At 67.0% G+C, this 26,687-nt stretch carries 25 protein-coding genes and 1 other RNA gene; 11 read left to right on the top strand and 15 right to left on the bottom strand.

Translation table 11 applies throughout. From position 1 onward, the window contains the following. From Q8O26_RS11105 to Q8O26_RS11115, 3 genes are all read right to left on the bottom strand, one after another. The coding region (locus Q8O26_RS11105) for a LemA family protein (RefSeq protein ID WP_305575583.1) at window positions 1-389 on the bottom strand (389 nt) is incomplete at its 3' end. A gap of 189 nt (window positions 390-578) precedes the next feature. Next, window positions 579-963: RNase P RNA component class A (gene rnpB / locus Q8O26_RS11110), an RNA gene on the bottom strand. A 48-nt stretch (window positions 964-1,011) separates the two neighbouring features. Continuing rightward, window positions 1,012-1,254, bottom strand: coding sequence for a hypothetical protein (locus Q8O26_RS11115; RefSeq protein WP_305575584.1), 243 nt, complete (start codon window positions 1,252-1,254; stop codon window positions 1,012-1,014). A 148-nt stretch (window positions 1,255-1,402) separates the two neighbouring features. Here Q8O26_RS11115 and Q8O26_RS11120 point away from each other — a divergent pair, with 148 nt between their 5' ends. Further along, window positions 1,403-2,749: a 3-carboxy-cis,cis-muconate cycloisomerase gene (locus Q8O26_RS11120; RefSeq protein ID WP_305575585.1), complete on the top strand. Its 1,347-nt coding sequence runs from the start codon at window positions 1,403-1,405 to the stop codon at window positions 2,747-2,749. Between the two features lie 2 nt (window positions 2,750-2,751). Here Q8O26_RS11120 and Q8O26_RS11125 read toward each other — a convergent pair whose 3' ends face one another. From Q8O26_RS11125 to Q8O26_RS11135, 3 genes are all read right to left on the bottom strand, one after another. Further along, window positions 2,752-4,269 (bottom strand): malonyl-CoA synthase, encoded by a 1,518-nt coding sequence (locus Q8O26_RS11125; protein WP_305575586.1) that lies wholly within the window; start codon window positions 4,267-4,269, stop codon window positions 2,752-2,754. A 99-nt stretch (window positions 4,270-4,368) separates the two neighbouring features. Continuing rightward, entirely contained in the window at window positions 4,369-6,558 is a 2,190-nt protein-coding gene (locus Q8O26_RS11130; RefSeq protein WP_305575587.1) for an ATP-binding protein, read from the bottom strand. 88 nt (window positions 6,559-6,646) lie between these two features. Further along, a complete protein-coding gene (locus Q8O26_RS11135; protein ID WP_305575588.1) occupies window positions 6,647-7,189 on the bottom strand; it encodes a thermonuclease family protein in 543 nt (180 codons plus the stop codon). 139 nt (window positions 7,190-7,328) lie between these two features. On the opposite strand from Q8O26_RS11135, the gene Q8O26_RS11140 reads away from it, so the two are divergent. The 4 genes from Q8O26_RS11140 to Q8O26_RS11155 all read left to right on the top strand — a co-directional run bounded on the left by Q8O26_RS11140 (window position 7,329) and on the right by Q8O26_RS11155 (window position 10,317). Next, window positions 7,329-8,159, top strand: coding sequence for a hypothetical protein (locus Q8O26_RS11140; RefSeq protein WP_305575589.1), 831 nt, complete (start codon window positions 7,329-7,331; stop codon window positions 8,157-8,159). Beyond that, window positions 8,144-8,935 (top strand): HAMP domain-containing sensor histidine kinase, encoded by a 792-nt coding sequence (locus Q8O26_RS11145; RefSeq protein WP_305575590.1) that lies wholly within the window; start codon window positions 8,144-8,146, stop codon window positions 8,933-8,935. Before Q8O26_RS11140 ends, Q8O26_RS11145 begins: the two co-directional genes overlap by 16 nt. 89 nt (window positions 8,936-9,024) lie before the next feature. Further along, window positions 9,025-9,636, top strand: coding sequence for a glutathione S-transferase family protein (locus Q8O26_RS11150; RefSeq protein WP_305575591.1), 612 nt, complete (start codon window positions 9,025-9,027; stop codon window positions 9,634-9,636). A gap of 51 nt (window positions 9,637-9,687) precedes the next feature. Then, window positions 9,688-10,317: a uracil-DNA glycosylase family protein gene (locus Q8O26_RS11155; RefSeq protein ID WP_305575592.1), complete on the top strand. Its 630-nt coding sequence runs from the start codon at window positions 9,688-9,690 to the stop codon at window positions 10,315-10,317. Window positions 10,318-10,354: 37 nt separating this feature from the next. Here the strand turns inward: Q8O26_RS11155 and Q8O26_RS11160 are convergent, their stop codons facing one another. Next, the gene (locus tag Q8O26_RS11160; protein ID WP_305575593.1) at window positions 10,355-11,227 is read right to left on the bottom strand and encodes an NAD(P)-dependent oxidoreductase; all 873 of its coding nucleotides are present in this window, start codon (window positions 11,225-11,227) and stop codon (window positions 10,355-10,357) included. Window positions 11,228-11,480: 253 nt separating this feature from the next. Here Q8O26_RS11160 and Q8O26_RS11165 point away from each other — a divergent pair, with 253 nt between their 5' ends. After that, window positions 11,481-12,569 carry a TRAP transporter substrate-binding protein gene (locus Q8O26_RS11165; RefSeq protein ID WP_305575594.1) on the top strand — a complete coding sequence of 363 codons (1,089 nt, stop codon included), beginning with the start codon at window positions 11,481-11,483 and terminating at the stop codon, window positions 12,567-12,569. A gap of 101 nt (window positions 12,570-12,670) precedes the next feature. Here the strand turns inward: Q8O26_RS11165 and Q8O26_RS11170 are convergent, their stop codons facing one another. The 7 genes from Q8O26_RS11170 to moaA form a co-directional block, all read right to left on the bottom strand. Further along, window positions 12,671-13,849 carry a patatin-like phospholipase family protein gene (locus tag Q8O26_RS11170; protein ID WP_305575595.1) on the bottom strand — a complete coding sequence of 393 codons (1,179 nt, stop codon included), beginning with the start codon at window positions 13,847-13,849 and terminating at the stop codon, window positions 12,671-12,673. Between the two features lie 95 nt (window positions 13,850-13,944). Then, entirely contained in the window at window positions 13,945-15,813 is a 1,869-nt protein-coding gene (locus tag Q8O26_RS11175; protein ID WP_305575687.1) for a TRAP transporter large permease subunit, read from the bottom strand. Window positions 15,814-15,962: 149 nt separating this feature from the next. Beyond that, complete coding sequence (locus Q8O26_RS11180; RefSeq protein WP_305575596.1) at window positions 15,963-16,571, bottom strand: TRAP transporter small permease subunit; 609 nt, start codon at window positions 16,569-16,571, stop codon at window positions 15,963-15,965. A gap of 387 nt (window positions 16,572-16,958) precedes the next feature. Then, complete coding sequence (locus tag Q8O26_RS11185; protein ID WP_305575597.1) at window positions 16,959-17,894, bottom strand: DMT family transporter; 936 nt, start codon at window positions 17,892-17,894, stop codon at window positions 16,959-16,961. Then, window positions 17,891-19,039, bottom strand: a complete 1,149-nt coding sequence (gene solA, locus Q8O26_RS11190) for an N-methyl-L-tryptophan oxidase (protein WP_305575598.1) — start codon at window positions 19,037-19,039, stop codon at window positions 17,891-17,893. The genes Q8O26_RS11185 and solA overlap by 4 nt, the downstream gene beginning before the upstream one ends. A 99-nt stretch (window positions 19,040-19,138) precedes the next feature. Beyond that, complete coding sequence (locus tag Q8O26_RS11195; RefSeq protein ID WP_305575599.1) at window positions 19,139-19,795, bottom strand: hypothetical protein; 657 nt, start codon at window positions 19,793-19,795, stop codon at window positions 19,139-19,141. A 242-nt stretch (window positions 19,796-20,037) separates the two neighbouring features. Continuing rightward, window positions 20,038-21,060, bottom strand: coding sequence for a GTP 3',8-cyclase MoaA (gene moaA, locus Q8O26_RS11200; RefSeq protein ID WP_305575600.1), 1,023 nt, complete (start codon window positions 21,058-21,060; stop codon window positions 20,038-20,040). A 158-nt stretch (window positions 21,061-21,218) separates the two neighbouring features. On the opposite strand from moaA, the gene Q8O26_RS11205 reads away from it, so the two are divergent. The 3 genes from Q8O26_RS11205 (at window position 21,219) to Q8O26_RS11215 (ending at window position 23,756) form a co-directional block, all read left to right on the top strand. Beyond that, window positions 21,219-21,623: a DUF971 domain-containing protein gene (locus Q8O26_RS11205; protein ID WP_305575601.1), complete on the top strand. Its 405-nt coding sequence runs from the start codon at window positions 21,219-21,221 to the stop codon at window positions 21,621-21,623. A 127-nt stretch (window positions 21,624-21,750) separates the two neighbouring features. Beyond that, a complete protein-coding gene (locus tag Q8O26_RS11210) occupies window positions 21,751-22,593 on the top strand; it encodes a hypothetical protein (protein WP_305575602.1) in 843 nt (280 codons plus the stop codon). A 170-nt stretch (window positions 22,594-22,763) separates the two neighbouring features. Beyond that, a complete protein-coding gene (locus tag Q8O26_RS11215) occupies window positions 22,764-23,756 on the top strand; it encodes a tripartite tricarboxylate transporter substrate binding protein (RefSeq protein ID WP_305575603.1) in 993 nt (330 codons plus the stop codon). Between the two features lie 30 nt (window positions 23,757-23,786). On the opposite strand, the gene Q8O26_RS11220 is transcribed toward Q8O26_RS11215, so the two are convergent. Further along, window positions 23,787-24,137: an antibiotic biosynthesis monooxygenase gene (locus tag Q8O26_RS11220; RefSeq protein WP_305575689.1), complete on the bottom strand. Its 351-nt coding sequence runs from the start codon at window positions 24,135-24,137 to the stop codon at window positions 23,787-23,789. Between the two features lie 177 nt (window positions 24,138-24,314). Here Q8O26_RS11220 and Q8O26_RS11225 point away from each other — a divergent pair, with 177 nt between their 5' ends. Both Q8O26_RS11225 and Q8O26_RS11230 read left to right on the top strand, forming a co-directional pair. Continuing rightward, entirely contained in the window at window positions 24,315-24,947 is a 633-nt protein-coding gene (locus Q8O26_RS11225) for a LysE family translocator (RefSeq protein WP_305575604.1), read from the top strand. 18 nt (window positions 24,948-24,965) lie between these two features. Then, a complete protein-coding gene (locus tag Q8O26_RS11230; protein WP_305575605.1) occupies window positions 24,966-26,501 on the top strand; it encodes a glycosyltransferase family 39 protein in 1,536 nt (511 codons plus the stop codon). Window positions 26,502-26,687: the final 186 nt, after the last annotated feature.

Below are 26,687 nucleotides of genomic sequence, written 5' to 3' on the forward strand. Positions count from 1 at the left end.
GCGAGCTTGTCCTCGACATTGCCGAGATCGACCTGCAACTGCTGGAAATTGGCGCTGGCCTTGAGGTCCGGATAGGCCTCGCCGAGGGCGAGGAGCCGGCCTACGGCCCCGGAGAGCTGCTGCTCGGCGGCGGCCTGTGCCGCCGGACCATGGGCGCCCTGCGCGCTGTTGCGCGCGGCGATCACCGCATCCAGCGTCGACTTCTCGTGCGCCGCATAACCCTTCACCGTCTCGACGAGATTGGGGATGAGGTCGTGGCGCTGCTTCAGCTGCACGTCGATGTCGGCGAAGGCCTGGTTGACCCGCTGCCGCAGCCCGACGAGGCCGTTATAGACGAAGACCGCGTAACCGGCGGCGGCGGCAACGATGCCGAGAATGGCCCAACCCATGACGTGGCTCCTGCACAGGACGACGGACGGCGATAATGCCCGGTGACAGTGTCACGGGCGTGGCCGGTTCGCAAAGACAAGGCGGGCAGACATGTTTCAGCCCGATGTCGGGGGGGCGTTCCTGTCGCGCGCCTGCCGCCATCCCGGACATGGCGAGGCCCCGGACGCTTTCGCGCCGGGGCCTCTCAACATATCAGTCGGCCTGTAAGCCGGGTTTTGTGGGGCGGGATTGCTCCCGCGCGACGGCCATTCCTCTAGGCGACCGATTGCTCGGCCGCTCTGGCAACCTACCCGGACGACGACGCGGATCCACGCCCGGGGTTGCCCCCTGTCGTCCCTATTCGGTTTTGCTCCCGGTGGGGTTTACCATGCCGCTTCCGTTGCCGGTCGCGCGGTGGGCTCTTACCCCACCTTTTCACCCTTGCCGGGGCGAACCCCGGCGGTCTGTTTTCTGTGGCACTGTCCCTGGGGTCGCCCCCGCCGGACGTTATCCGGCACCGTGTTTCCGTGGAGCCCGGACTTTCCTCCCCCGCGCCCTTTCGGGTGATGCGGCGGCGGCCGTCCGGCCGGCTGATGGCCCCAAGTGAAACAGCGGCGGCGCGCTGTCAAGCGCCGCGCCGGCTCAGTCCTCGGCGGGACGATCGACGGATTCGCGTCCCGCCGGGGCGCCGAGGCTGCTCGTCGGGGTCGAGGGCTTGGCCGGGTCGCTGGCCGGGAAGGATCCCTCCAGCGCCTCGTTCAGCGCGGCTTCGTCGGCCTTGTTCATCGTGCTTTTCGGCATCTTCGGACCCTTGCCGGAGATCGCATCCTCGAACTCACGTGTACCCTCGGCCTGCAACGCTTCGGTCTTGCTCTGTGCGGACATGTTGCTCTCCCATGGCCATGCTGCTTCGACACCGACAACCCGCAAGGGTGTTCCGAGGTTCCCGGCGCAAGGTTACCGTCCAGCCGACCGCCTTGGTTCGGGGTGCCCGGCTCTGCTAAGGCTGGGGCCTGCCAGTAAAGAGGTTTCCATGCCGTCGCCGCTTCTCGCGCCCCTCTTCGGTTCGCCCGCCATGGAGGCGGTCTGGTCGGATGAGGCGGCTGTCGTCGCCATGCTCCACTTCGAGGCGGCACTGGCAGTTGCCGAGGGCGAAGCGGGCGTCATACCGGCCTCGGCGGTCGTGCCGATCAATGCCGGCTGCATGATGCTCGACGTCGATATGGCGGCGCTGGCGGAAGCGGCCGGCATCGCCGGCAACACGGCGATCCCGCTCGTCAAGATGGCGACCGCAAAGGTGGCCGAAGCCGATCCGGAAGCCGCTAAATGGGTTCACTACGGCGCCACCAGCCAGGACGTGATGGATAGCGGCCTGGTGCTGCAACTGCGCTCGGCCTTCAAGCTCATCGAGGCCGATCTTGCCCGCGCCATGGCCGCCGCCGCGGCGCTGGCGAAGGACCATCGCGACACGCCGATGGCCGGTCGCACCTGGCTGCAGCAGGCCCTGCCGATCACCTTCGGGCTGAAGATGGCGGGAACGCTCGATGCGCTGATGCGCCATCGCGAGCGGTTGGCCGAGGTCCGCCCGCGCATCCTCGCGCTGCAGTTCGGTGGCGCCGCCGGAACGCTCGCCTCGCTCGGCGGCAAGGGGCCGGAGGTCGCCCGCCTGCTCGCCCAGCGCCTCGACCTGTCGCTTCCCGACACGCCCTGGCACGGCCAGCGCGACCGCATTCTCGAGGCCGCGAGCCTGATGGCGGGCCTCGTCGCCACCGCGGCCAAGGTCGCCCGTGACGTCGCCCTGATGATGCAGACGGAGGTCGGCGAGGTGCTCGAGCCTTCCGCGCCGGGCCGCGGCGGCTCCTCGACCATGCCACACAAGCGCAATCCGACACTCTCGGCCACCATCCTCGGTGCCGCTGGGCTCACGCCGCAACTCCTCGCCACCATCGCTGCCGGCGGCGCGGGCGAGCACGAGCGCTTCGCCGGCGGCTGGCAGTCGGAATGGCTGGCGCTGCCGGAGCTCGCCCGCCTCGCGGGCGGCGTCCTGGCCCGTCTAGCCGAACTCCTCGAGGGGCTGGAGGTGATGCCTGAGCGGATGCGCGTCAACCTCGACGCCACCGGCGGCCTTCTGATGGCCGAAGCCGTGCAGATGGCGCTGGCGCCGGTGCTCGGCCGCCTCGCCGCCCATGACGTGATCGAAGCCGCATGCCGCAAAGCGACGGGCGAGGGCAGGGCGCTGCTCGACATGCTGGCCGAAGATGCCGCCATCGCGCCCCATGCGTCCCGCGATTGCCTCGCCGAACTCCTCGATCCCGCCGGCTATCTCGGCGCGGCGGGGATCTTTGTGGACCGGGTGCTAGAGCGGTATGCAGCCAGCTGAACTCAGCCGCCGTAGATGCCCTTGTAGGTCTCGCGCAGCACGTTCTTCTGCACCTTGCCCATGGTGTTGCGGGGCAGATCGTCCACAACGATCACTCGCTTCGGCAGCTTGAACTTGGCCAGACGGGTCTCGAGGGCGGCGAGGATCGCACCCTCGTCGAGCCGCGTGCCGGGGGTCGCGACCACCACGGCCGTGACGCCCTCGCCGAAATCGGGATGGGGGACGCCGATCACCGCGCTCTCGAAGACGCCGACCATGCCGTCGATCTCCGTCTCCACTTCCTTCGGATAGACGTTGTAGCCACCGGAAATGACGAGGTCCTTGCCGCGCCCGACGATATGGACATAGCCGTCGGCGTCGATCTTGCCGAGGTCGCCGGTGATGAAGAAGCCGTCTCCGCGGAATTCGGCGGCCGTCTTTTCCGGCATGCGCCAGTAGCCCTTGAAGACGTTCGGCCCCTTCACCTCGATCATGCCGATCTCGCCCTTCGCCACCTCGGTTCCCGTCTCCGGATCGGTGACGCGCAGGTCGACCCCAGGCAGCGGGAAACCGACCGTGCCGGCGACGCGCGCGCCGTCATAGGGGTTCGAGGTGTTCATGTTCGTCTCGGTCATGCCATAGCGCTCTAGGATCGCCTGGCCGGTCATCTCCTTGAAGGCGCGATGCGTCTCGGCGAGCAGCGGCGCCGATCCCGAGATGAAGAGGCGCATGTGACGCGTCGCGCCGGCGGTGAGGCGCTTGTCCTGGACGAGGCGCACGTAGAAGGTCGGGACGCCCATCATCGTCGTGGCGCGCGGCAGCAGTTCGAACACCTTGTCGGCATCGAACTTCGGCAGGAACAGCATGGTCGCGCCCGCCATCAGGATCGTGTTGGTGGCAACGAACAGGCCGTGGGTGTGGAAGATCGGCAGGGCGTGCAGCAGCACGTCGTCGCGGGTGAAGTGCCAGTAGTCCTTCAGCGTCAGCGCGTTGGAGGCGAGGTTGTCGTGGGTCAGCATAGCGCCCTTGGAGCGCCCTGTCGTCCCCGACGTGTAGAGGATGGCGGCCAGATCGTCGGCGCCGCGGGTCACCGTGTCGAAGACCGGCTGTTCGGCGATTGCCTTCTGCCAGAGCGAGCCGTCCTTCCCCCGGCCGAGCGTCTCGACCGCCGGCACGCCGGTGCGGGCCGCCACTTCGGCGACACCTTCGCGGCGGGACGGATCGCAGACCACCATCGCCGGCTCGGCGTCGGAGAGGAAATACTCGATCTCGGCGAGCGTGTAGCCCGTATTGAGCGGAAGGAAGACGGCGCCCGCCCGGACACAGGCGAGATAGAGGAAGATCGCTCCTGGCGATTTCTCCACCTGCACCGCCACCCGGTCGCCGGGCTTCACCCCGTTAGCCACCAGCGCATTGGCGAAGCAGCCGGTCGCGGCGAACAAATCCTCATAGGTGAAGAGCGTGCCGTCCTCGGTCTCGATGAAGGTCTTGGTCGGATCGGTATCGAAGAGACGGACAAGATCGAAGAGGTGATTGGCCATGGCTCAGCGGACGGTGCTCGGCGATGCGATCTGGGAACGCGGGAGGGCGGACCATGCCGCATCCCGTCGGTCAGGTCGAGGGGCGGGCAGCGGCGCCCGTCAGCCGGCGAGCGCCATAGGCTTGCCGAGATGGTCGGCGCGGATGGTGGCACGAACCTGGGTCCCCGCCCCCGGCTTGGAGCGGATGGTCAGCGCGCCGCCATGCAGGTCGATCAGCTTCTTGACCAGGGCGAGGCCCAGTTCGTCCCCCTCGCCCACGCCTTCGGCCAGCGGGTCCAGGGCCTGCGCCAATTGCCCCGGCGATACGCCGGTGCCGGAATCGGTCACGTCCAGCACCAGTTCGCCGCCGGGCCCCTGTTTGACGGAGACATTGACGATGCCGCCGCGCGGGGTCGTGGCGATGGCGTTGTTGACGAGTTCGCCCATGATCTTGCGCAGTGCCGCCGCGTTGGCGGACATGGTGGAGACTTCCGGGGTCCAGACCACCCGGAACTTCACGCCCTTGGATTCCGCGCGCGGCCGGCAGAGCAGGTTGACCTCGCCGATGAGCTTTTCCATCGGCGCCTGGTCGCCGGCCGGCGGTCCCTCGATGGCGGAGGCCTGGGCATAGTCGAGCACGTCGGCGAGACGGCGGGCCAGCCTTGCCGATTCCTCGCGCGCCGCCTCGATCAGCGCATCGATGTCGTCCTGATGCCGGCTCGACGCGGCACGCCGCGCCATCAGGTGCAGGCGTTCGATCGGCTGGCGGAACGTTCTGCCTATCAGCCGCACGAGGCCCGAGCGCACGCCCTTGAGGTTTTCGACGGCGATCAGCGAGCGGGCGACCTGGTCGGTCAGGAAGGCGACCTCGCGCGTCGCCGAATCGAGCCTCGACTCGCGCTCATGCACCTCGCCGGAGAGCCGGGCATTGAGGTCGTTGGCCTGCTCGGCCGCTGCCTCTGCGAGGGAGAGCTTTTCCTTCACGCCCTTGATCTGCGCCTGGAAGATGTCGACGGCGCGGTTGTATTCGCGGGCGATCTGTCCGAGTTCGCCGTCGGAATCGGCCTCCAGATAGGCGAAGGCACCGGCATTCAAGTTGAGCGCCCCGAGCTGGCTGACCAGCATGGCGACGTCGGTCGTCATCGCGTGTTCGGTGACGTTCAGGCCGATGCGCTCCTCCTCGGGGCCGACCCTCAGGCGGATGACGTAGCGCAGGCCGAAGGTCGCGGCGCCCATGACCGCCGCCGACCATGCGACGATGGCGAGCAGGCCGATGGCCTGCATGGTCAGGGTCGCAACGAGCGTGTCGGGCAGACAGAGGGCGACGGCGAGGACGCCGAGCATGCCGGGAAAAACGTGCGCGGAGGCGATGCCGAGGGCATCGTCGATCTCCAGGTGTTCGAGCGCCCGCCCGCCCGCGAGCGCAACCGCCGCCCCCGCCGCTCCGAGCCCGATCGCGCCGAGCGGATGAAGGAGGTGAGCCGCTGCCGATGCCGCCACGACGCCGGCGAGGGTCGCGTGGATGATATGGACGACGGTGACGCGGGACGGGCGGATCTGGTTGGCGAGGAAGGTCGCGGTGATCGCCGCGGCGCCGGCGAGAACGAGATTGATCACGACCGGAGCGATGGCGATGCCGGCGGCCATCGCCTGCCCGATGGCGATGCCGAACCAGCCGAGCCACAGCAGCATCACGCCGAGGGCGGCGAAGGGAAAGCTCTGGCTCTGCACCACGAGGGTTCGCCGGGTGCCGTTGAAGCGGCCTGTGCGGGCGCCGATGGCATAGGCGACCACCAGCGCGGCAGTGCCTCCGGCGACATGGATGACGCCGCCGCCGGCGAGGTCGATGAAGCCGAGCCCCTTGAGCCAGCCGGCGGTCTCTCCCTGTGCCCATGCCCAATGCAGGACGAAGGGGAGAACGCCGAGGCTGTATACCGCCACCAGTGCCGCATAGCCGCGCAGCGTCGTGCGTTCCGCCAGCGGTCCGGACAGGAGCGTTGCCGCGGCGCAGGAGATGGCGAGCGCGAAGACAAGGTCCGATCCGCCGTCGGCGGGCATGAAGGGGCCGTTGCCGGCGAGGGGGCCGCCGGCATTCATGATGCCGTATCCGGCAGCCCAGACGATCAGCGTGGTGATCCCGACCTGGACGAGGAGCTTGGCGGCAGCGTTCACGCTGTGCTTCGCGCGTACCAGGCCGCTTTCCAGCGTGACGTGGCCGGCAAGGACGAGGAACACGCAGAGCGCGATGATGACGGGCCAGAGCAGATCTTGCGGCGTCGGAGGCATCATGAAACCGGTGGCGAGACGCATCGCTCGCGATCGCACTGTCTGCGATCATAGTTAACGCAACGTTACTCGGCGCGGAAACCGACAGGATCAGAACCGTTTAGCAGAGGCGTCAGCTTTCCGGCGTCACCCCCGGCCGGTGGCGGTCGCGCCATTCGCGGGGGCGGACGAACTCGCCGGCCCAAAGGCCGCGCCGACCGGTCCGGGCCGAAGCTTCGTCCTGGTAATAGGCTCCATAGGCAACGGCGTTGCCGGAGAGAACCTGCGCCCGCCCAAGGTCGACATCCTCGACGCGGCAAATGGCGACGGTCCGCCCATATTGGTCGATGTCACGACGCTCGCAGGTGAGGGGCTGGCCGGCGACCATGGCGATGAGGGAACGGGCGGATTCGCGCCCGCAGCGCACCTCCCGACCGTCGCGCGTGCAGCGCTGGAACAGTTCCGGCGCATCGATGCCGAAGAGCCTCACTTCGATGCCGGCGACGACGAGGCTGTCGCCGTCGACGATGCGGGCATAGCCGCCGAAGGCGCGGCCGGCCGCAGGTCCCTGCAGGGCATGGCGGATAGCATAGGCCGTTACCGCCGCGACGGCCAACACGAGCCATACGAAACCGGTATTGGGCCGCAGGCTGCGGAAACGTGAGAAGCGCAGCATGGGAGGGCCGGGGCGGAGAATCAGGAATGAAACAGCGTGTTCATGGTTCGTTTACCATGGATCTCGACCTGCCGTTAATCAACCTCTGCCACGATCTGGACTGAGTGGCGTTGCGTTGGAGAGGTGCCCGGGGATGGGCGTGACGGCGGCAGACGGACGGCCGGACGACCGGCAGGCCGATAAGGCGCGCGAGCAAGCCCAGAGCCGCAAGCGCGTCGTCCGCCAGGTGCGCGATGCGCGCGACCGGCTGACCTCGACCACCGGAACGAAGCGCTCCTTCGAATACGAGTTGATGCGCGTCTTCGCGCAGAACAAGCGGTCGGCGGGCATCGCCGTCGCCCTGATCGCCATCGCCACCGGCTGGGTTGCCGGCTGGGCCACCAACCCGGCGCTCGGCGCCGCGGCCGGCGTCATCATCCTTGTCGCCCATGGCTTCTGCATGCTCATGGCGCGGTCGTTCCTCAAGGTCGCCCCGGACAAGGCCGATCTCGCCTCCTGGCGTCTGCGTTTCGTCATCGCCGAGGTCATGCTCGGTCTGGCCTGGGTGCTCGCCTTCATCGTCGTCATGCGCACCGAGGTCGCCGAGGCGAGCAACTTCCTGCTCGTCGGCATGCTCATCGTCGTCGCCGTTTCGGCGATGATCGGCTCGACCCTGCCGGCCGCCGTCTTTGCCTCCTCGCTCCCCGTTGCCGGCACGGTGATCGCCTATTTTCTCCTCCTCCACGGCATGCAGGGCGCGGTTCTGGGCGCCATGGCGCTGGGCACGCTCGTCTTTTTCGCCATCATCTCCGCGCGCCTCTACCAGACCAACCTCGCGACCATCGAGGCGCGGGCCGAGAAGGACGCGCTGATCGGCGAGCTGGAGACGGCGAAGACCAATTCCGACGAGGCCCGCCGAAATGCCGAGATGGCCAATATCGCCAAGTCGCAGTTCCTCGCCCAGATGGCCATGAATTGCGCACGCCGCTGAACGCCATCCTCGGCTTCTCGGAGGTGATGAAGGGAGAGATGTTCGGCCCGCATTCCTCGCCGCAATATGCCGAATATGCCGGCGACATCCATTCCTCGGGCCAGCATCTGCTGTCGCTGATCAACGAGATCCTCGACCTCTCGCGTATCGAGGCAGGCCGCTACGACCTCAACGAGGAGGCGCTGACGCTCGCCTATGTCGTCGAGGATTGCCACCACCTCCTCAAGGTGCGCGCCAAGAACAAGGGCGTCGCCATCATCGAGCGCTTCGAGGCCGACATGCCGAAGCTCTGGGCGGACGAGCGCTCGATCCGGCAGATCGTGCTCAATCTGATGTCCAACGCCATCAAGTTCACCCCGATCGGTGGCGAGATCACCCTGAAGGTCGGCTGGACGGCGTCGGGCGGGCAATACATCGCGGTGAAGGATACCGGCGCCGGCATTCCCGAGGACGAGATCCCCATCGTCCTGTCGAATTTCGGCCAGGGCTCCAACGCGATCAAGAATGCCGAACAGGGCACCGGCCTCGGGCTTCCGATCGTCCAGGGCCTGGTCTCGATGCATGGCGGTACCTTCACGCTGAAGTCGACGGTGCGCATCGGCACCGAGGTGACCGTGACCTTCCCGGCCGAACGGGTGATGGAGGCGCTGCCGGCCATCGCCAGCCCGCCCGTCGCCGCGCGTATCGACATCCCCATGGCCGAGGAGCCGCTGCCCGCCGCCATGGTGCAGAATGTCGGGGCGCTCCGCCGTGCCCTGTTCGGGCCGCGCCGCTGACGCCTATCCCCCGTCCCGCCGGGTTGACCCTCGCGCGCCTCTGATGTGCAGTTACACGATAAAAAGCCTGCTGCAGGAGGACGCTCGCGATGAAGCTCTACGACACCCCGCTCGCCCCCAATCCGCGCCGTGTGCGCGTCTTCCTCGCCGAAAAGGGCATCGATATCCCGAGGGTCACCATCGACCTCGGGAAGATGGAACAAAAGTCGGAGAGCTACGCGGCCGTCAATCCGCGCCAGCGAACGCCCGCCCTTCAGCTGGACGACGGGTCCATCCTGTGTGAATCCGTCGCCATCTGCCGCTACATCGAGGCGCTCCATCCCGAGCCGAACCTGTTCGGGCGGACGCCGAAGGAGATCGGCGAGGTCGAGATGTGGTCGCGCCGGGCGGAACTGAACCTGCTGTCCACCATCGCCTTTGCCTTCCGCCACCTGCACCCGGCCATGGCCGTTATGGAGGTGCCGCAGGTGAAGGAATGGGGCGAGATTAACAAGGCGCGCATCGTCGACGAGCTTACCTTCCTCGACAGGCAGCTCGCGGGCCGCGACTTCGTCTGCTGCGACCGCTTCACCAATGCCGACATCACCGCGATGATAGGCGTCGACTTTCTCAAGCCGACCCGCGTCGCCGTTCCCGACGAACTGGTCGACCTGAAGCGCTGGCATGCGGCCATGGCCGCCCGTCCCAGCGCGAAGGCATGAGGACGGCGCCTGACCGCCAGGCGGCGTTCCCCTGACGGCACGGGAGGCGAAATGGCGGAAGACCTCGACGCCCTCGGACGCGCCATCACCGCCTGCAGGATCTGCGTCGAGACCCCCCGCGGCGCGCCGCTTCCTCACGTGCCGCGCCCCGTCGCCTGGCCATCGGCGACGGCGCGCATCCTGATCGCGGGCCAGGCCCCCGGCACCCGTGTCCATGCGTCGGGCCGGCCTTTCACCGACCCGTCCGGCGACAGGCTGCGATCCTGGATGGGGCTGGACGAGGCCGTCTTCTACGATCGTACACGCCTCGCCATCGTTCCGATGGGCTTGTGCTTCCCAGGCCTCGATGCCAAGGGAGGCGACCTGCCGCCGCGGCGCGAATGCCGGGACACTTGGCACGACCGGCTGATGGCGGTCATGCCGCAGGTCGACCTCATCCTTGCCATCGGTGTCCCGGCGCAGGCCTATCACCTCGGCCGGCTCGGCCTGGGCCATCTGCGCGGCGCGACTCTCACCGAGACCGTCGGCGCCTGGCGCGCCGTTCTCGCGGCCCGCGGCAGCCCGGCCGTCTTCGTGCTGCCGCATCCCTCCTGGCGCAACTCGGGATGGCTGAAGCGCCATCCCTGGTTCGACGCGGACCTTGTTCCGGCCCTGCGTCGGGCGGTGTCGGCAAGGCTTTAGGCCTGGGCGCCGGGGCAACCCGGCGAAGCGGTGCGCGTCACTTGCGCTCGAGGCGGGCGAACAGGCTGGACGTGTCCCAGCGGCCGCCGCCCATCGCCTGGACCTCGCCGTAGAACTGGTCGACCGCCGCCGTCACCGGCAGGGTCGCGCCGTTGCGGCGGGCTTCGGCGAGGCAGATCGACAGGTCCTTGCGCATCCAGTCGACGGCGAAACCGAAGTCGAACTTGTCCTGGTTCATCGTCTTGTGGCGGTTTTCCATCTGCCAGGATCCGGCGGCGCCCTTGGAAATGACGTCGACGAGCTGCTCGATGTCGAGACCGGCCTTGCGGGCGAAGTGCAGGCCCTCGGACAGGCCCTGGACGAGGCCGGCGATGCAGATCTGGTTGACCATCTTGGCGAGCTGGCCGGCGCCGGGGCCGCCGAGCCGGCGGGCGGCGCGGGCAAAGGCCATGATGACCGGTTCGGCGCTGGAATAGTCGGCCTCCTCTCCGCCGCACATGACGGTGAGAACGCCGTTCTCGGCGCCAGCCTGGCCGCCCGAGACAGGCGCGTCGACGAAGCCGATACCGAGGGCCTTGGCCTTGGCCTGGAGTTCGCGCGCGACATCGGCGGAAGCGGTGGTGTTGTCGACGAAGACGGAGCCCGGCGCCATGGCCTGGAAAGCACCATCAGGGCCGATGGTGACGGCGCGCAGGTCGTCATCGTTGCCGACGCAGGCGAAGACGAAATCCTGCCCTGCGGCAGCCTCCTTCGGCGTCCGCGCCGCCTTGCCGCCATGCTGGGTGACCCAGGCATCCGCCTTGGCGGCCGTGCGGTTGTAGACCGTCAGATCATGGCCGCCCTTGGCCTTGAGGTGGCCGGCCATGGGATAGCCCATGACGCCGAGACCGAGGAACGCGACTTTCGCCATGACATGAAGCTCCGCTGCGATAGCTGGACAAAAAGGACGCCTACCATCCCCGTGACGGACGACAGGTCAAGCCTCCACGGCTGCAAACCCGCTCCTGAAACGACATTACGTACAAACACTTAGCCATGCAAAATTCGGAAGACCGCCAATCCGCAATGCTGGCATGCGCCGGTAAATTGTGTTTGTGTCCGCCCCACGAGCCCGGCAAACGGGCCGATTTTTTCACTGCGGGACCTTAAGGGAGAACATGCTCATGGAGCGCCGCACTTTCATCAAGACCGCGTCGGTAGCCGCCGCCGCATCTGCCGTCGCCGCCCCGGCGATCGCCCAGACCGCTCCGGAAGTGAAGTGGCGCCTGGCGTCATCCTTCCCGAAGTCGCTGGACACCATCTATGGCGCCGCTGAGGTCTTCTCGAAGGCCGTCGCGGAGATGACCGACAACCGGTTCCAGATCCAGGTCTTCGCGGCCGGCGAAATCGTCCCCGGCCTGCAGGCCATGCAGGCTGTGCGCGACGGCACGGTCGAGTCCTGCCACACGGCGTCCTACTACTACACCGGCATCGATCCGACCTTCGCCCTCGGGACCGCCGTGCCGTTCGGCCTCAACTCGCGGCAGCAGGATGCCTGGCAGTTCCTCGGCGGCGGCATGGAACTGATGAACGCCTTCTATGCCAAGCACAACATCTACGCGATCCCCGCAGGCAATACCGGCTGTCAGATGGGCGGCTGGTTCCGCAAGGAGATCAGGACCGCCGACGATCTGAAGGGCCTGAAGATGCGCATCGGCGGCTTCGCCGGCCGCGTCATGCAGAAGCTCGGCGTCGTTCCGCAGCAGGTGGCGGCCGGCGACATCTACCCCTCGCTGGAAAAGGGCACCATCGACGCGGCCGAGTGGGTCGGTCCCTATGACGACCAGAAGCTTGGCTTCAACAAGGTGGCGCCGTTCTACTATTATCCCGGCTGGTGGGAAGGTGGGGCCATGCTCCACAACATGTTCAACATCGCCCGCTACAATGCCCTCCCGGCGTCCTACAAGGCGATCCTGCTCAACGCATCGCACCAGGCCAACACCTGGATGCAGGCCAAGTACGACGCCCAGAACCCGGCGGCGCTTCGCCAGCTCGTCGCCGCCGGCACGCAGCTGCGTCCCTTCTCGCTCGAGGTTCTGGAGGCCTCCTTGCGGGCCTCCAACGAGGTGAATGCCGAGACCTCGGCGCAGAATGCCGATTTCAAGAGGATCCTCGATCACCACAACGCCTTCCGCGGCGAGCAGTATCTGTGGTGGCAGGTCGCCGAGTACACCTATGACACCTTCATGATCCGGGCCCGCGCCCGCGGCTGACCAACGCCAGATCGTCACATGAAAAACCCCGGCGGAGCGATCCGCCGGGGTTTTTGCATGGGATCACGGGATGCTTGTTGCCCGAACCTCTACCCAGCAGATCAGGGACGATAGCCCGGAGGGCGCTTCAGCCAGGGCTGGTTGGTGCGGATCTCGTTACGGCCGAACTCGAACAGTGCGTTCATGTAAGGCGGATCGAAGGGCTTCACATAGGGCACCGTGAAGCGGCGGGAGATGTAGGCCAGGTTGAAGTCGACCCGGTCGCGCTGGGTGACGAGGTACATCCGGTAGATGTCGCCGATGGCGTTCGACGTGATCATCGTCGAGATCGAACGCGCCGCGATCTGCAACAGACCGCGCTGGACCTCCTCGTTCAGTTCCTGCGTGCGACCGTTGCGGATGATCCAGGCCACGCGCGGGACGCGGCGGACCACGGCAGGTGCATTCCGTAGCGGTGCATCGCTCGGATAGAGGAATACCTGGGTCGTCGCCCCGCCGTCGACATGCATTTCCTGACGACGGTTGGCGCCCACCATGACGTCCAGCATCACCGGGGGGAACGCTCCGGGAATCGAGGCAGACGCGAGCAGGATGTCGCGGATCGCCTGAACCTTGCCCGGATGGTTGCTGACGGCGATCGCGCCGATGTTCCAGGCCACCGGCTGGCCGAGATCGAGATTGGTCGTGCCGATCATCAGCACGCGACCCTTCTGGTACTCGCGGCCGATCTCCTCGACCATTTCCGGCGTGATGTGGGTGGCGATGAGCGCGGCAAGCGGCCGGCTGTCGGCGACGGAATCACCATTGAGGATGGTGATGATCGGCAGGAGCTGTGCGATGTTGTCGCGCTGGATGGTCGTGTAGACCGTCTTCAACTGCTCATCGTAACGGCTGCCCAGGAAGGCGAAAGGCGCGGTCAGGGCGCCTGTGGACACGCCGGTGACCAGGCGGAACTGCGGACGGTCGCCACGTTCGGTCCAGCCGTAGAGCAATCCTGCACCGAAGGCGCCATTCTCGCCGCCGCCCGAAATGGCGAGCAGATGGTCGGTGCCGGTCACCCCCGACAGACGCCGCCGCTGTTCGGCCGCGGCGAAGCTTCCGGTGAGGGCCACCGTGTCCCCGCTCAATGAGAAACGGGCATCGGGAATGCCGAGAAACGACGCCTCGGATGTCTCGTGCCGCGGAACGGCGGGCAGACGCGGCTGGGTCGAACAACCGGCGATGACCAAGGTCATCGCCATGACGGCCAGCTGGAACAGGCGGGGGACTGTCGGTTGCATGAACCACTCCGTGCCCCATCGATAATGGTCCGCCGACGGAGCGTCTAGGGCTGAAAAGACACGGGCCGCAACGCAATGTCACGGCCCGGTCGGCATCAGTTGCGCGGAGCCGGCGGCGGCTCCAGCCCGGGCGGCGGACCGCCGAGGCCCGGTGGCGGCCCCCCGAGGCCAGGCAAGCCACCCGGCGAGTCGAAACTCGGAAGGCCGTTGCCGAGGCCCGGCAACTCGATACGGATCTCGACCTTGGAGGGATCGACCGTCGACACCGCGCCCTTGTAGTGCATGACCATGCCCGGGAAGGCGATCACCAGGCCCACCATGATGCACTGGATGACGACGAAGGGCACCGCTCCCCAGTAGATCTGCATGGTGGTGACGGGCTCCATGCGCAGGCCCGTTATCTTGTCGATATAGGCCTCTTTTGGCGCCACAGATCGCAGGTAGAACAGTGCGAAGCCGAAGGGCGGATGCATGAAGCTCGTCTGCATGTTGACGGCCAGGATGACGCCGAACCAGATCAGGTCGATGCCGAGTTTCTCAGCTGCCGGACCGAGCAGCGGCACGACGATGAAGGCCAGCTCGAAGAAGTCGAGGAAGAAGGCCAGCAGGAAGACCATGATGTTGACGACGATCAGGAAGCCCGCCTGGCCACCCGGCAGCGATACGAGCAGATGCTCGACCCAGATATGGCCGTTGACGCCGTAGAAGGTCAGCGAGAAGACGCGGGCACCGACCAGAATGAACAGCACGAAGGCGGACAGCTTGGCCGTCGATTCCGTAGCCTGGCGGACGAGGTCAAAGGTCAGTCGCCGCTTGATCACGGCCAGGATCATCGCGCCCGCCGCGCCCATGGCACCACCCTCGGTCGGCGTCGCCAGGCCGATGAAGATGGTGCCGAGGACGAGGAAGATCAGGCCGAGCGGCGGCACCATGACGAAGGTGACCTGCTCGGCGATGGGCGAGATCATCTTGAAATTGCCGAACCGCTCGATGAGGCCGACCACGATCGCATAGGCAAAGCCGAAGGCGGCGGCTTCGGCGATCAGTGACCAGACCTGGTAGCCACCCTGCTTGAGGAGGAAGTAGGCGACCATAAGCGCCAGGGTCATGGCGACAGTGAGGAGCAGCCGCTGCGCGCCGAAGTAATGATTGCAGGCGACGGCGATGAAGGCGACCATCACCGCCACCGACATCGACAGGATGACGAAGTCGGCGCCGCCACGGACGCTCGTCTGGTTCATGATGAAGACGGCGACGATGGCCGAGAACAGGACGAGGACACCGAGCTTCCAGCTGCCGCGCTTGCCGTCGTCCTGCATGTAGAGGAGCGCTTCCTTGGGCAGCCCAGGTGCGTTCTTCGGCTGCGTCATGGTCACGAGGAAGACATAGCCCGCATAGAGCCCCGCCAGCACCAGTCCGGGCACGAAGGCGCCCTCATACATGTCGCCGACCGAGCGTCCCAACTGGTCAGCCATGACAATGAGGACGAGCGAGGGCGGAATGATCTGCGCCAGCGTGCCGGATGCTGCGATGACGCCGGAGGCGAGCCGGCGGTCATAGCCATAGCGCAGCATGATCGGCAGCGAGATAAGGCCCATCGAGATGACGGAGGCAGCAACGACGCCGGTCGTGGCCGCGAGCAGTGCACCGACGAAGATGACCGCATAGGCGAGACCGCCGCGGATCGAGCCGAAGAGCTGGCCAATCGTGTCGAGCAGGTCTTCCGCCATGCCGGAGCGCTCAAGGATGAGGCCCATGAAGGTAAAGAACGGGATGGCCAACAGGGTGTCGTTGTTCATCGTCCCGTAGATGCGCTCGGGCAGCGCCTGCAGGAAGTTCGGCTGGAACAGCCCCAGTTCGATGCCGACGATGGCGAAGAACAGGCCGTTGGCGGCGAGCGCGAAGGCAACCGGGTAGCCGAGCAGCAGGAAGAAGACGAGCGCCACGAACATGACCGGGGCCATGTTGGCGCGGACGAAGTCGCCGAAACCGGAGCCGGCGGCGGCATGCGCCGGCTCGGCGAAGAGGGCCAGGGCGAGGAGTGTGAAGGCGGCGGCGGCGAGCGCGCCCGAGAGGGAACGGCGGATGGACACTGGTTTTCTCCCGGTACGCGTCACTTCTTGGCCGCGTCGAGCAGGCCTTGCGCCTTGGCGATTTCGAGCAGCCGTGCGGCTTCCGCCTCGGCCATCTCGTGATGTCCGCCGCCGTGCACGTCCTCAAGTTCGCCGCGCATGATGGCGACGCGCTTGATGAGCTCGCTGATGCCCTGCAACAGCAGCAGCACGAAGCCCGCCAGAACAAGGAACTTGGCCGGCCAGACGACGAGGCCGCCGGCATTCATCGACTGTTCGTTCTGCAGGTAGGATTTCAGGAAGAACGGCCAGCTGTCGTAGAGCAGCAGGATGCAGAACGGCATCAGGAACAGGGTGTGGCCGACGACATCGATCCAGTTGCGCACCCGCTTCGAGAACAGGCTGTTCACCACATCGATGCGGATATGCTCGTTGGCGAGCAGCGTCCAGGCGGCACAGAGCATGAAGACCGCGCCGAACAGATACCACTGAGCTTCGAGCCAGGCGTTCGACGAACTCGAGAACACCTTGCGGATGATGGCGTTGCCGGCCGAGATGACGACGGCCACGAGAATCAGCCAGCTGGCGGCCTTGCCGATATAGGTGTTGACCGTATCGATGACACGGCTGATCGAAAGCAGTCCCTGCATGCCGGGTAGACTCCCCTGGAAGGCCCTGACCTTGCGGAGCCGCAGGAGAGGACGCCTGGGCACCCCGCTCTCACGCATGCGAGCGGAAGACCCGCCGCCATGAAGCATCATGAAACGTGTCTCGCGACAATGGCCGGTCGCTACGTCAGGGACGCAGCCCGCCTTGTCTCTCGATCGCCCACCATGCCTGTCCCGCTGACCGTTCCCGCGATTGTTGTGCGGTGACCGGTGCGACATCGAAATGTCGTAAGTCCTCTATGCCACGGCTGTGGCGGGGACAACAGTGGTCTGCGGAAGATTTGGACCGGAATCCCCATCCCGGCGCAATGATGGGGTGGATCATTCCGTCCGCGGCGACATTTTCCCGACAGTGCCGCAGCCGCGGGATCAGGGGAGGGTCGTCCGCGCCTCCACCTCGGAGCTCCTCATCTTGAGCCTGACCCGCTCGCGGTGAAGGGTATAGAGGCCGGCGCCGACGATCAGGACGATACCACCCCAGCTGGTTGCATCCGGCCATTCGCCGAAAACGGTGATCCCCGAGACAATGGCCCAGACCATGACCGAATAGCGGAAGGGCGAGACGAGCGAGACCTCGACGCCGCGGAAGGCGAGGATCATGGCGTGGTTACCGACCACGACGACGGTCGCTGCCGCGAAGAGAAGTCCGACATGGGTGGCGGTCGGCGTGACCCAGTGCTGGAACGGGATCATGGCCGCACCGAACAGGGCGACCGCGACGCAGGTCGTCAGCGTGATGACGATGGTCGGAATGCGCGGGTCGATGAAGCGCGTGACCATGTCGCGGACCGCGCAGAAGGCGACGCTGGCGAGCGCCATGGCGGTGGCCGATCCGGCGACGAAGCCCGCGCCGCCCGGCTTCACCACCAGCAGCATGCCCACGAACCCGGCGGCGACCGCCGACCAGCGGCGCCAGCCGACCTTCTCTTTCAGGAGCGGCCCGGACAATGCGGTGATCAGGAGTGGCGTGATCAGGAAGATGGCGGTGATGTCGGCGATCGGCATCGACGCGATGGCGGTGATGAAGAGGAAGGCGACGATCGCCTCGAGGCCGGCGCGCGTCGCCACCAGCGGCGATGCCGCCATGCCGATCTGACGGGCGTGGCCGGCAATCACCAGCCAGGTGAAGACCATCACGGTCGCGAAGGCGCCGCGGATGGCGATCATCTGGCCTGAGGGCAGGTCCTCCGCCACCAGCTTGACCAGCGTGTCGTTGGTCATGAAGCAGGCCATGGCGGTGCACATGGCGATGATGCCGCGCCGGTTGGCGCCGCTGTCGACGGCAGGCGCGGTCAGGGGCTTCACGAACGGGCTCCGGCCGGAGCGAAACGGTCGAGGCGGAACAGCGAGAGGTCGTGTCGGCTGCTGCCCGTGGTGGTCAGGTCGGCGAGGACCTCGCCGATGACGCTGGCGAACTTGAAGCCGTGGCCGGAACAGGGGGAGGCGACGACGACCTGCGGCAGGCCCGGCAAGGTATCGACGATGAAATGCTCGTCGGGGGTATTGGTGAAGAGGCAGCAGCGCAGCGCCAGGGTCGGCCCGTCCGCTTCGGGAAAGACGTCCCGCAGCACCTCACGCAGCGCGGCTTCGTCCTGCTCGTTCGGCTCCCGCGAAAGGGTGTCGGCATGGCCGGTCTCCCTGCGGTGGTTGTAGAGGCCGATCTTGAAGCCAGGAACGCTGAAGACCGGGAACTGGTAGCAGGAGCCGAAGCGCGTCTCGACGATCGAGACCGGGAAGGCGCCGAGCGCAAAGGGTGCGGGATCGCGCGGCTGGAACCAGCCCAGCACCTGGCGCTCGGGCACGGCGATGCGGGCGAGGCCGGGCGCATGGTCGCTGATCCAGGCCCCGGTCGACAGGATAAGGCGCTCCGCCTCGTAGGTGCCGCGCGTCGTGGTGACCCTGACCCCACCGCCGGCGGTCGGCTCCCAGCCGGTCAGCGCCTCGCGTCCGCGGATATCGGCGCCTGCCGCCATCGCCATCGTGCTGTGGGCGACGATGGCCCGCTCGCTCATGACGAAGCCGGCATCCGCCTGGAAATTGGCGACGTGCCCCTCGGCCAGCCGATAGGCCGGAAAGCGGCGGCGGGTCTCGCGCGCATCCATCACCTCGTGGGGCAGGTCGTGCTCGCGGCAGGCCGCCAGCGATCCCGCGACGACGCGGCCGTCCGCAGGACCGGCGTCGAGCCCGCCGGTGACGTAGAGAAGCTGTTCACCGAAGGCCGCCTCGGTCTCGCGCCACAGCTCGTAAGCCCGGCGCAGCAGCGGCACGTAGAGCGGATGCTCGAAATAGGCGAGGCGGATGATGCGGTTGACACCGTGGGACGAGCCCATGGCGTGGGGGATGTCGAACCGCTCGAGGCCGAGCACCCGGCGCCCCCGCCGCGTGAGCTGATAGGCCGCGGCGGATCCCATCGCGCCGATGCCGGCTACGATCACGTCATAGTGGGCCACGCTTCGGCGCTCCGGTCGTTTCGTCCCTCCGCCCGTGCTAGCGCCCGGCAGGCTGGCGGTCGAGCGCCGCTTCGTCGCATCAGCCCCGCAGGGCCCGTTTCAGTCGACGACTTGCCGGTAGCTGCGCTGCACCTGGTAGTGGATCTGGTCGAGCATCGGATCGCCGGCAGGAGCCTTGGCTGCTGCGCGGACGCGCTTGTAGGCCGGTTTGACCTCGGCCGCATAGGGCGCCATATCGGAGCGCATCTGAACCGCCATCAGCGATACGGTCATCGCCAGGTCCATCGCGAGGATCGCCGAGATGGCGATGAGCCAATTGGCCGACGTCGAGAAGGCGACGCGCCTGCTGCGCGGCGCAACGGCCGGCAGCGCGGGCTCGGCGGAAATGCCAGGCTCAGCCTCGACCGCCACGGGTTCGAAGGTCGGCCGATAGCTGCCCGGCGCCATCCGGATGCGCAGCGGATCGCGTGCACCCGGGCCGGCGTAATAGAGGTCGAGGGCGTTACGCAGCCGCATCGCCGCGACGCGCACGGTGGAATCGCGGTCCGGATTGAAATCCGGCGACCGGCCGAGACCCTCGACGGCGATCGTATAGGCTTTGATGGTGCGATCGTCCCCGGCGAGCGTGCGCTCGACGACATGGGTCAGGATTGTCGCCGGAACCGATCCGGTCGGAACGAGGGTGGATGCTGTAATCCGGCGCAGCGCGTCCCGTATGATTGCGGGATCAGGCTGCGGCGTGGATGAAGGTTTCATCGCGGACGCCTTTGAAAAAAAATCGTCATTGCGCGCGAAGGCGTCGGACGACGGTTGATCTGGGATGCGTGTCGGGTCCGTCGCAGTTTGAACTGCCAAAGCGAGCCGCCCGTCTGGTGCGGCTTAAGCGAGAGAATTAAGGCTGAAAAACGGCAAATTCCCTTGCGTCACTTGCATAGCTTCCAATCTATTCGAGTATTATCATAATGTTGCAGGCGGTCGTCCTAAGACGACACGATCTATCATCCTCCCGTCATGCTCATGTGACGCGACACGGCCGGCTGGCGGGTGCGCCGATCGATCACGAAGTCATGACCCTTGGGCTTGCGGGCGATGGCGCGGTCGATGGCCTCGTTGAGCAGATCGTCGGACTCCGAGGCCCGGAGCGGCGCTCGCAGGTCGGCGGCGTCGTCCTGCCCGAGGCACATGTAGAGCGTGCCGGTGCAGGTGATCCGCACGCGGTTGCAGCTCTCGCAGAAATTATGGGTCATCGGCGTGATGAAGCCGACGCGGCCACCGGTTTCGGCCACATCGACATAGCGCGCCGGTCCCCCGGTCCGATGCGGGCTCTCGGTCAGCGTCCAGCGTTCACCGAGCCGCGCCCGCACCAGCGACAGCGGCAGATACTGGTCGAGGCGCGAGGGCTCGATGTCGCCGAGCGGCATGACCTCGATGAAGGAAATGTCCATGCCCTTGCCATGGGCCCAGGCGACGAGCCCCTCGATCTCGGCCTCGTTGACGCCGCGCAGCGCCACAGCGTTGATCTTGACGTGAATTCCGGCGGCGAGGGCCGCGTCGATCCCCTTCAGGACGGCATCAAGGTCGCCCCAGCGCGTGATCTCGCGAAACTTCGCCACGTCCAGCGTATCGAGCGAGACATTGATGCGCCTGACGCCGCAGGCGGCGAGGTCGGCGGCATGGCGGGCGAGCTGTGACCCGTTGGTCGTCACCGTCAGTTCGTCGAGTGCGCCACGGTCAAGATGGCGCGACAGCGAGCGGAACAGTGTCATGACATCCTTGCGGACGAGCGGCTCGCCGCCGGTCAGGCGGAGCTTGCGGACACCCTTGCCGATGAAGGCCGAACAGAGACGGTCGAGTTCCTCGAGCGTCAGCAGGTCCTTCTTCGGCAGGAAGGCCATGTTCTCGGACATGCAATAGACACAGCGGAAATCACAGCGGTCCGTCACCGAGACGCGCAGATAATCGATCGACCGCCCATAAGGGTCGATCATCGGGACTGGTGTCGTCACAGCCTGGTCGAACATGCGCACCTCCCGGTCGCGTCCCGGAGGATGCCGACCGCCTCTTTCGTCTATTTAGGCGCTGACGGCGTCGCCGTCACCTCCTGCGACGTTGAAGATGGCGAGAGAACAGTCTACCTCTCCGATCCGTCCTGCGACACGTCTCAGACAGGAGCTCCGCGATGACGGAGATCAGCACCGTTGAGAGCGCGACCGGCCGGCAGCACGCCTGGCCGACAGAGCTCCGGCTGTCCGCCGACCGCCGCCGGCTGACCGTCACCTATGACGACGGGCACATTTTCGCCCTCGACGCCGAATATCTCCGTGTGGAGAGCCCGTCTGCGGAGGTGCAGGGGCATTCGCCGTCTGAACGCAAATTCGTCGGGGGCAAGAAGGACGTCCAGCTGATCGGCATCGATCGGGTCGGGCATTACGCGGTCCGCCTGACCTTCGACGACATGCATTCCTCCGGCATCTATTCATGGGACTACCTGTATGAGCTCGGACGAGACAAAGACGCGACCTGGACCCGCTACGTCGACGGACTCGCCTCCGCCGGCGCCTCCCGCGAACGCCCCGGCCGTTGAACTCGGGCCTGACGACCGGCTGAAGCTCGACGAACTCTCCGCCGCGCTCGAAGGGCTCAGCCTCGACCGCCCGGATCCGCCGTTCGCGGCGGCCGTTGTCGCAGCCCCTGCGTCGCCGGAGCCAACGGTGGTCCGCGAACCCGTCGCCGAGCCGCCCCCGGTCGCGGCCGACCCGGTTCCCGCTGAACTGCCGCCCGTCATGGCCCCGGAGCCTGTCACGCCCCCGCCGAGCGCCATCGCATCGATGCCTGTTCCACCCGACGCCCCGGCCCCCGTTCCTGCTCCCTCCCTGCCCACGAGTTCCGCCGCCATGATCCCCTGGATCGAGACCAAGCAATTCACCGTCGACCTGTTTCCCAACTGGACCAAGACCGAAGGCGACAAGGAGTGGAGCCTCGGCGCGGTCACCGTCGACGTGCCCGCCATCACCAGCCGTCTCGATCAGCTCATCGCCTCCCTCAACGAGGACCAGTGGGAGATCAAGATGGTCGTGCCGCTCGAAAAGAGCCTGACCTATCACGAGCACCAGAAGGTCGTGCGTGCGGGCAGCCGCCGCGAGCCGGAAGCCGTGCTCGGCGCCTTCGGCCTCGGATGGGCGGCGGGCACCACGGCCTCGCTGCTGGTCGTCTGCCAGCGGACGGAATGGCTGGAAGCGGCCGATTATCGCGCCCGCATCGACGCCCGGAACGCCAAGCTCGCCGGCGTTCAGCGCGAGCGTGACCGGGGGCTCGCCCTCGATCACAACGCCGCCGTCAACGCCAAGATCACCGCGGCCCAGACGATCCTCGACGACCTCAAGACCCATGGCGTGAAGGTGAAGAAGTCCGGCTTCCTGCGCGGCGAGAAATTCGTCGTCGACGGCGCCGAGTTCGCCAATCGCACCGAAGCCGAATCGGCCTTGCGCGCCCGCATGGGCGAGCTAGAGGCCGATCTCGCCGCGCTGCCGCGGCAGTTGAAGGCGATGCCCTGAGGCGAGCGTGGCGGCGAGGGCGCCCCCGCAGGGGCGCGCCGCCGCCGCCGTTCTGGCATCCATTCCGCCTCCCGTGCGTGGCAGCCTCGGCGGTTGCGCACGCGTGAAGCCGTGCTAGGGTCCGGCCCAAGACGGGATCAAACCCGCATGGATTCATCCTAGGAGGAACTATGACCAAGGCTATCGACAGGCGTACCGTGCTCGGCTTGGCGGCCGGGACGATCGCTGCCCCTCTGCTCGGCACGGAGGGCTTCGCCCAGAGCTACCCGGCCCGTCCCGTCACCTGCATCGTGCCTTTCGGCGCCGGCGGTTCGACGGATGTCATCGGCCGTATCGTCTGCGAGAAGCTCACCCAGAGGTTAGGGCAGAGCTTCGTCATCGAGAACCGCGCTGGCGCGGGCGGCAATGTCGGCGTCGCGGCGATCGCGCGCGCGCAGCCGGACGGCTATACGATCGGCATGACGACCATCTCCACCCACGGGATCAATCCGAACCTCTTCGGTGAGCGCCTGCCGTTCAAGCCGATGGACGATTTCGAGTTCATCGGCCTGTCCTCGTCGCAGCCGAACTTCCTCTGCATCCACCCGTCGATCCCGGCCAACAATCTGGTCGAGCTGATCGCCTATCTGAGGGCCAATCCGGGCAAGGAGAATTTCGGCTCTTCCGGTATCGGCACCTCCATCCACCTGTCGGCCGAGCTCTTCATGCAGCTCACTGGCACGCGCATGACCCACGTTCCGTTCCGTTCCTCGGCCGCCCTCGTTCAGGGCTTGATCACCGGCGAGGTCAAGCTGTCCTTCGACAACTTCACCTCGCCGTTCCCCCACTACAAGGCCGGTTCCATCCGCGGCATCGCCGTGACCTCGGCCACCCGGGCCGCCATCGCTCCCGAAATCCCGCCGCTCAACGACACCCTCCCGGGCTTCGACATCACCTCCTGGAACGGCTTCGTCGCCCCCAAGGGCACACCGAAGGAGATCGTCGAGGCGCTGGAAAAGGCGCAGATGGAGGCGCTCAAGGATGCGGCCGTTGTGAAGCGCTTCGAGGAGATGGGGGCCGCTGCGATTCCCTCCACCGGTGCCGAAATGCGCCAGAAAGCCGTCATCGAGATCGCCAAATTCAAGACGATCATCGAAAAAGGCAACATCAAGCTGCAGAACTGACGGCTCTGCCGTGCGGACCCGCCATCGCGCTCAGGCGCGGTGGCGATCGCGGCTGTCGTCGGGTGCCTGGTCCCGGTTCTCGGTCATGTCGTAGTCGCGCATCACCGCCGCGACGCGCAGGCGATAGCCGGCGAACATGCCGTCCCGTCCCGCCGCCTGCGTCGCCCGATGCATGGCATGGTTGCGCCAGGCCTTGACCGCGGCCTCGTCGCGCCAGAACGACAACGACAGAAGCTTTGTCGGATCGGTCAGGCTCTGGAAGCGCTCGACGGAAATGAAGCCATCCATCGCCTCCAGTTCCGGCCGGAGCCTTTTCGCGTGCTCCAGATAGCCGGGGAGGGCTCCCTCGGCCGGGATCACCTCGAAGATCACCGCGATCATCTCATCCACCCTCGTTTTCGCGTCACCTGTCTGGTGTCTAAGACATACCGTCTGCCCTGTCAGGAGGCGGGCAGGGCGGCGGGCGTTCGCCGGAGAAGGGTATTCGGCTTTGACGCTGGCGGTCGCGGATGATCGGATGGCAGCTTCTCCACGAGTCGTCCTGCAAGAGCCTCATCCATGACCCTCGGCCTTTTCTTCGCCACCCTCGCCGCCGCGATGATCTATGTGCTCACGCCCGGGCCGGCTTTCCTGGCGATCTTCGCCCTGGCGGCCAGGGAAGGGCGGATGTCGGGAACATGGTTCGTCACCGGCCACCTCGTCGGCGACCTGCTCTGGGGCACGCTGGCGCTCGCCGCCATCGTCGGCGTGAACCAGATGGGGCCGCTCCTCTTCGAGGTTCTCGGCCTCGCCTGCGGCGCCTATCTCATCTTCCTCGGCATCAAGGCGCTGATGGCGAGAGAAGCGGCCGGCACGGCGGTCGTCGGCAGCCGCCATCCCCTGCTCGCCGGTCTCATTTTCGGGCTCACCAATCCGAAGGCCTATCCCGTCTCCGTCGCCATGTTCACGGTGCTGGTCGGCCATTATTCCGGCCTCTTGACCTGGGACCTCGCGCCGCAGGTCATGCTGGTCGCCTTCCTCGGTTTCATTCTCGCCGACGTGATCCTGGTCGCCGTCGCCGGCCTGCCGGCAGTCCGTCGCTTCTTCATGACCCATGGGCTGATCGTGACCCGCCTCGTCGGGCTGACCTTCGTGCTCTTCGGCGCGAAATCCGTGGCGGACGCCGTGCAGAGCTATCGCCAGCGCGCCTGATCGGCTAATCCGCCCGGCATGACCGCAGCGACGAGCGCCAAGCCCTTTCGCCTTCTGCCCGACGATCCCGGCCGGGCCGCGCTGGTGATCATCGCCGGCTTCACGGCCCTGCGCATCGTCTTCGCGGTCCTGCTCGGCTTCGGCGTAGACGAGAGCTACACGCTCGGCCAGGCCCGCCGCCTGGCGCTTTCCTATTTCGACCATCCGCCGCTGCATCTCTGGCTCGCCAACATCTCGATGGCCGTCTTCGGGATGACATGGGCGGTGCGTCTGCCCTTCATCCTGCTCTTCTCCGGCACGTCCTGGCTGCTGTTTGCCCTGACGCGCCGCCTCTTCGGCGGCTGGGAGGGGGTCTGGGCCGTCGCCGCTCTCAACGCCTCGCTGTTCTTCCTCGCTTCCCCCGGCACCTGGATCGTCCCGGACGGGCCGCTGCTGTTCTTTCTCGCCGGTGGCGTGCTGGCGCTGGCCCGGCTGTTCTTTCCCGTGCCGGGCGAGACCCCATCCCCCTGGACGGCCTGGCTCGTCGCCGGGCTCTGCTTCGGCCTCGCCGGCCTGTCGAAATATTCGGCGCTCTTCGTCGTCGCCGGTCTCGCAATCTTCCTTCTCGCCAGCGAGCATCGGCGCTGGCTCGTCCATCCCGCGCCCTATGCCGGTGCCATCCTCGCGGCTCTCGCCGTTTCGCCGGTCATCCTCTGGAACATCGCCAACGACTGGGCGTCGCTGCGTTTCCAGGCGGGCAGGGGCGGCGGACGCGGGCTGACGCTTGCCGCCTTCGCCCAGATGCTGGCCGGACAGTTCGTCTGGCTGGCGCCCTGGATCGCGGTCCCGCTTGCCACCATCGCCGCGCAGAACCTCCGCCTCCTCAAGGATCCGCCGCGCCTCTTCCTCATGGCGCTGGCGGCCCCGACCATCCTCTATTTCACGCTGCAGTCGCTGTGGTCGGGCTGGGCGCTGCCGCACTGGCCGATGCCGGGCTGGTTCTTCGTCTTCCCGCTGCTCGGCGCCTGGATGGTGGCCAATCCCGCGGCCAGCCCTTTGCCCAGGGCCTGGGCGGGATGGAGCGCCGGTCTCGCGGTCGCCATCGTCCTGGTTGTCGGCGGGCTCGGCGCCACGGGCCTTCTGACGCGCATGGGCGTGCCGGTCAGGGCCGATCCGACCATCGACGCCTTCGACTGGGCGGCGCTGCGGCCCGTCATCGCGGCGAAGGGCGCGGCGCGCGGCGCCGGGCCGGTCGTGGTCGGCCTCACCTGGAACGAGGGCGGCAAGATCGACCTCGCCGTCGGCGACCGCGCCGACGTCATGGTGATCGGTCCTGATCCGCGCGGCTTCGCCTTCCGGCAGGTGCCCCGCGCCTACCAGGGCGCGGATATCCTCATCGTCGCGCTGGCAGGCACATGGGCGCGCCAGCAGGCGACGCTCCAGGGCCAGTTCGCCGTGATCGGGGAGCCGGAGCGCCTGTCCATCGGCCGCGGCGGGCGGCCGGAGCTCGACCTCGTCGTCGTGCCGGCGCGCGGCCTGAAATCGCTGTCACCGGTGAGCGTGGCGGCGCGTTGAGGCGGCCTTGCATCCGTCAAGTGCGTCCTTCGAGGCTCGCCAACGGTCGATGCTGACGCATCGCCCGGTCTCGCACCTCAGGATGAGGAGGGGTGAGACTGGCATACCCGGTCTGGCTGGCGGTTTGGGAGAGCGCCCCAGTTGCCATGCACCAACCTCCTCATCCTGAGGTGCGAGCCTGAAAGG

Source organism: Phreatobacter sp., assembly GCF_030691135.1.
Taxonomy (GTDB): Bacteria; Pseudomonadota; Alphaproteobacteria; order Rhizobiales; family Phreatobacteraceae; genus Phreatobacter.

Coding starts and splice junctions, on each gene's coding strand:
- Q8O26_RS11115 (WP_305575584.1), bottom strand. CDS start 1,254: ATGTCCGCACAGAGCAAGACCGAAGCGTTGCAGGCCGAGGGTACACGT.
- Q8O26_RS11120 (WP_305575585.1), top strand. CDS start 1,403: ATGCCGTCGCCGCTTCTCGCGCCCCTCTTCGGTTCGCCCGCCATGGAG.
- Q8O26_RS11125 (WP_305575586.1), bottom strand. CDS start 4,269: ATGGCCAATCACCTCTTCGATCTTGTCCGTCTCTTCGATACCGATCCG.
- Q8O26_RS11130 (WP_305575587.1), bottom strand. CDS start 6,558: ATGCGTCTCGCCACCGGTTTCATGATGCCTCCGACGCCGCAAGATCTG.
- Q8O26_RS11135 (WP_305575588.1), bottom strand. CDS start 7,189: ATGCTGCGCTTCTCACGTTTCCGCAGCCTGCGGCCCAATACCGGTTTC.
- Q8O26_RS11150 (WP_305575591.1), top strand. CDS start 9,025: ATGAAGCTCTACGACACCCCGCTCGCCCCCAATCCGCGCCGTGTGCGC.
- Q8O26_RS11155 (WP_305575592.1), top strand. CDS start 9,688: ATGGCGGAAGACCTCGACGCCCTCGGACGCGCCATCACCGCCTGCAGG.
- Q8O26_RS11160 (WP_305575593.1), bottom strand. CDS start 11,227: ATGGCGAAAGTCGCGTTCCTCGGTCTCGGCGTCATGGGCTATCCCATG.
- Q8O26_RS11165 (WP_305575594.1), top strand. CDS start 11,481: ATGGAGCGCCGCACTTTCATCAAGACCGCGTCGGTAGCCGCCGCCGCA.
- Q8O26_RS11170 (WP_305575595.1), bottom strand. CDS start 13,849: ATGCAACCGACAGTCCCCCGCCTGTTCCAGCTGGCCGTCATGGCGATG.
- Q8O26_RS11175 (WP_305575687.1), bottom strand. CDS start 15,813: ATGGCCCCGGTCATGTTCGTGGCGCTCGTCTTCTTCCTGCTGCTCGGC.
- Q8O26_RS11180 (WP_305575596.1), bottom strand. CDS start 16,571: ATGCAGGGACTGCTTTCGATCAGCCGTGTCATCGATACGGTCAACACC.
- Q8O26_RS11195 (WP_305575599.1), bottom strand. CDS start 19,795: ATGAAACCTTCATCCACGCCGCAGCCTGATCCCGCAATCATACGGGAC.
- moaA (WP_305575600.1), bottom strand. CDS start 21,060: ATGTTCGACCAGGCTGTGACGACACCAGTCCCGATGATCGACCCTTAT.
- Q8O26_RS11205 (WP_305575601.1), top strand. CDS start 21,219: ATGACGGAGATCAGCACCGTTGAGAGCGCGACCGGCCGGCAGCACGCC.
- Q8O26_RS11215 (WP_305575603.1), top strand. CDS start 22,764: ATGACCAAGGCTATCGACAGGCGTACCGTGCTCGGCTTGGCGGCCGGG.
- Q8O26_RS11220 (WP_305575689.1), bottom strand. CDS start 24,137: ATGATCGCGGTGATCTTCGAGGTGATCCCGGCCGAGGGAGCCCTCCCC.
- Q8O26_RS11225 (WP_305575604.1), top strand. CDS start 24,315: ATGACCCTCGGCCTTTTCTTCGCCACCCTCGCCGCCGCGATGATCTAT.
- Q8O26_RS11230 (WP_305575605.1), top strand. CDS start 24,966: ATGACCGCAGCGACGAGCGCCAAGCCCTTTCGCCTTCTGCCCGACGAT.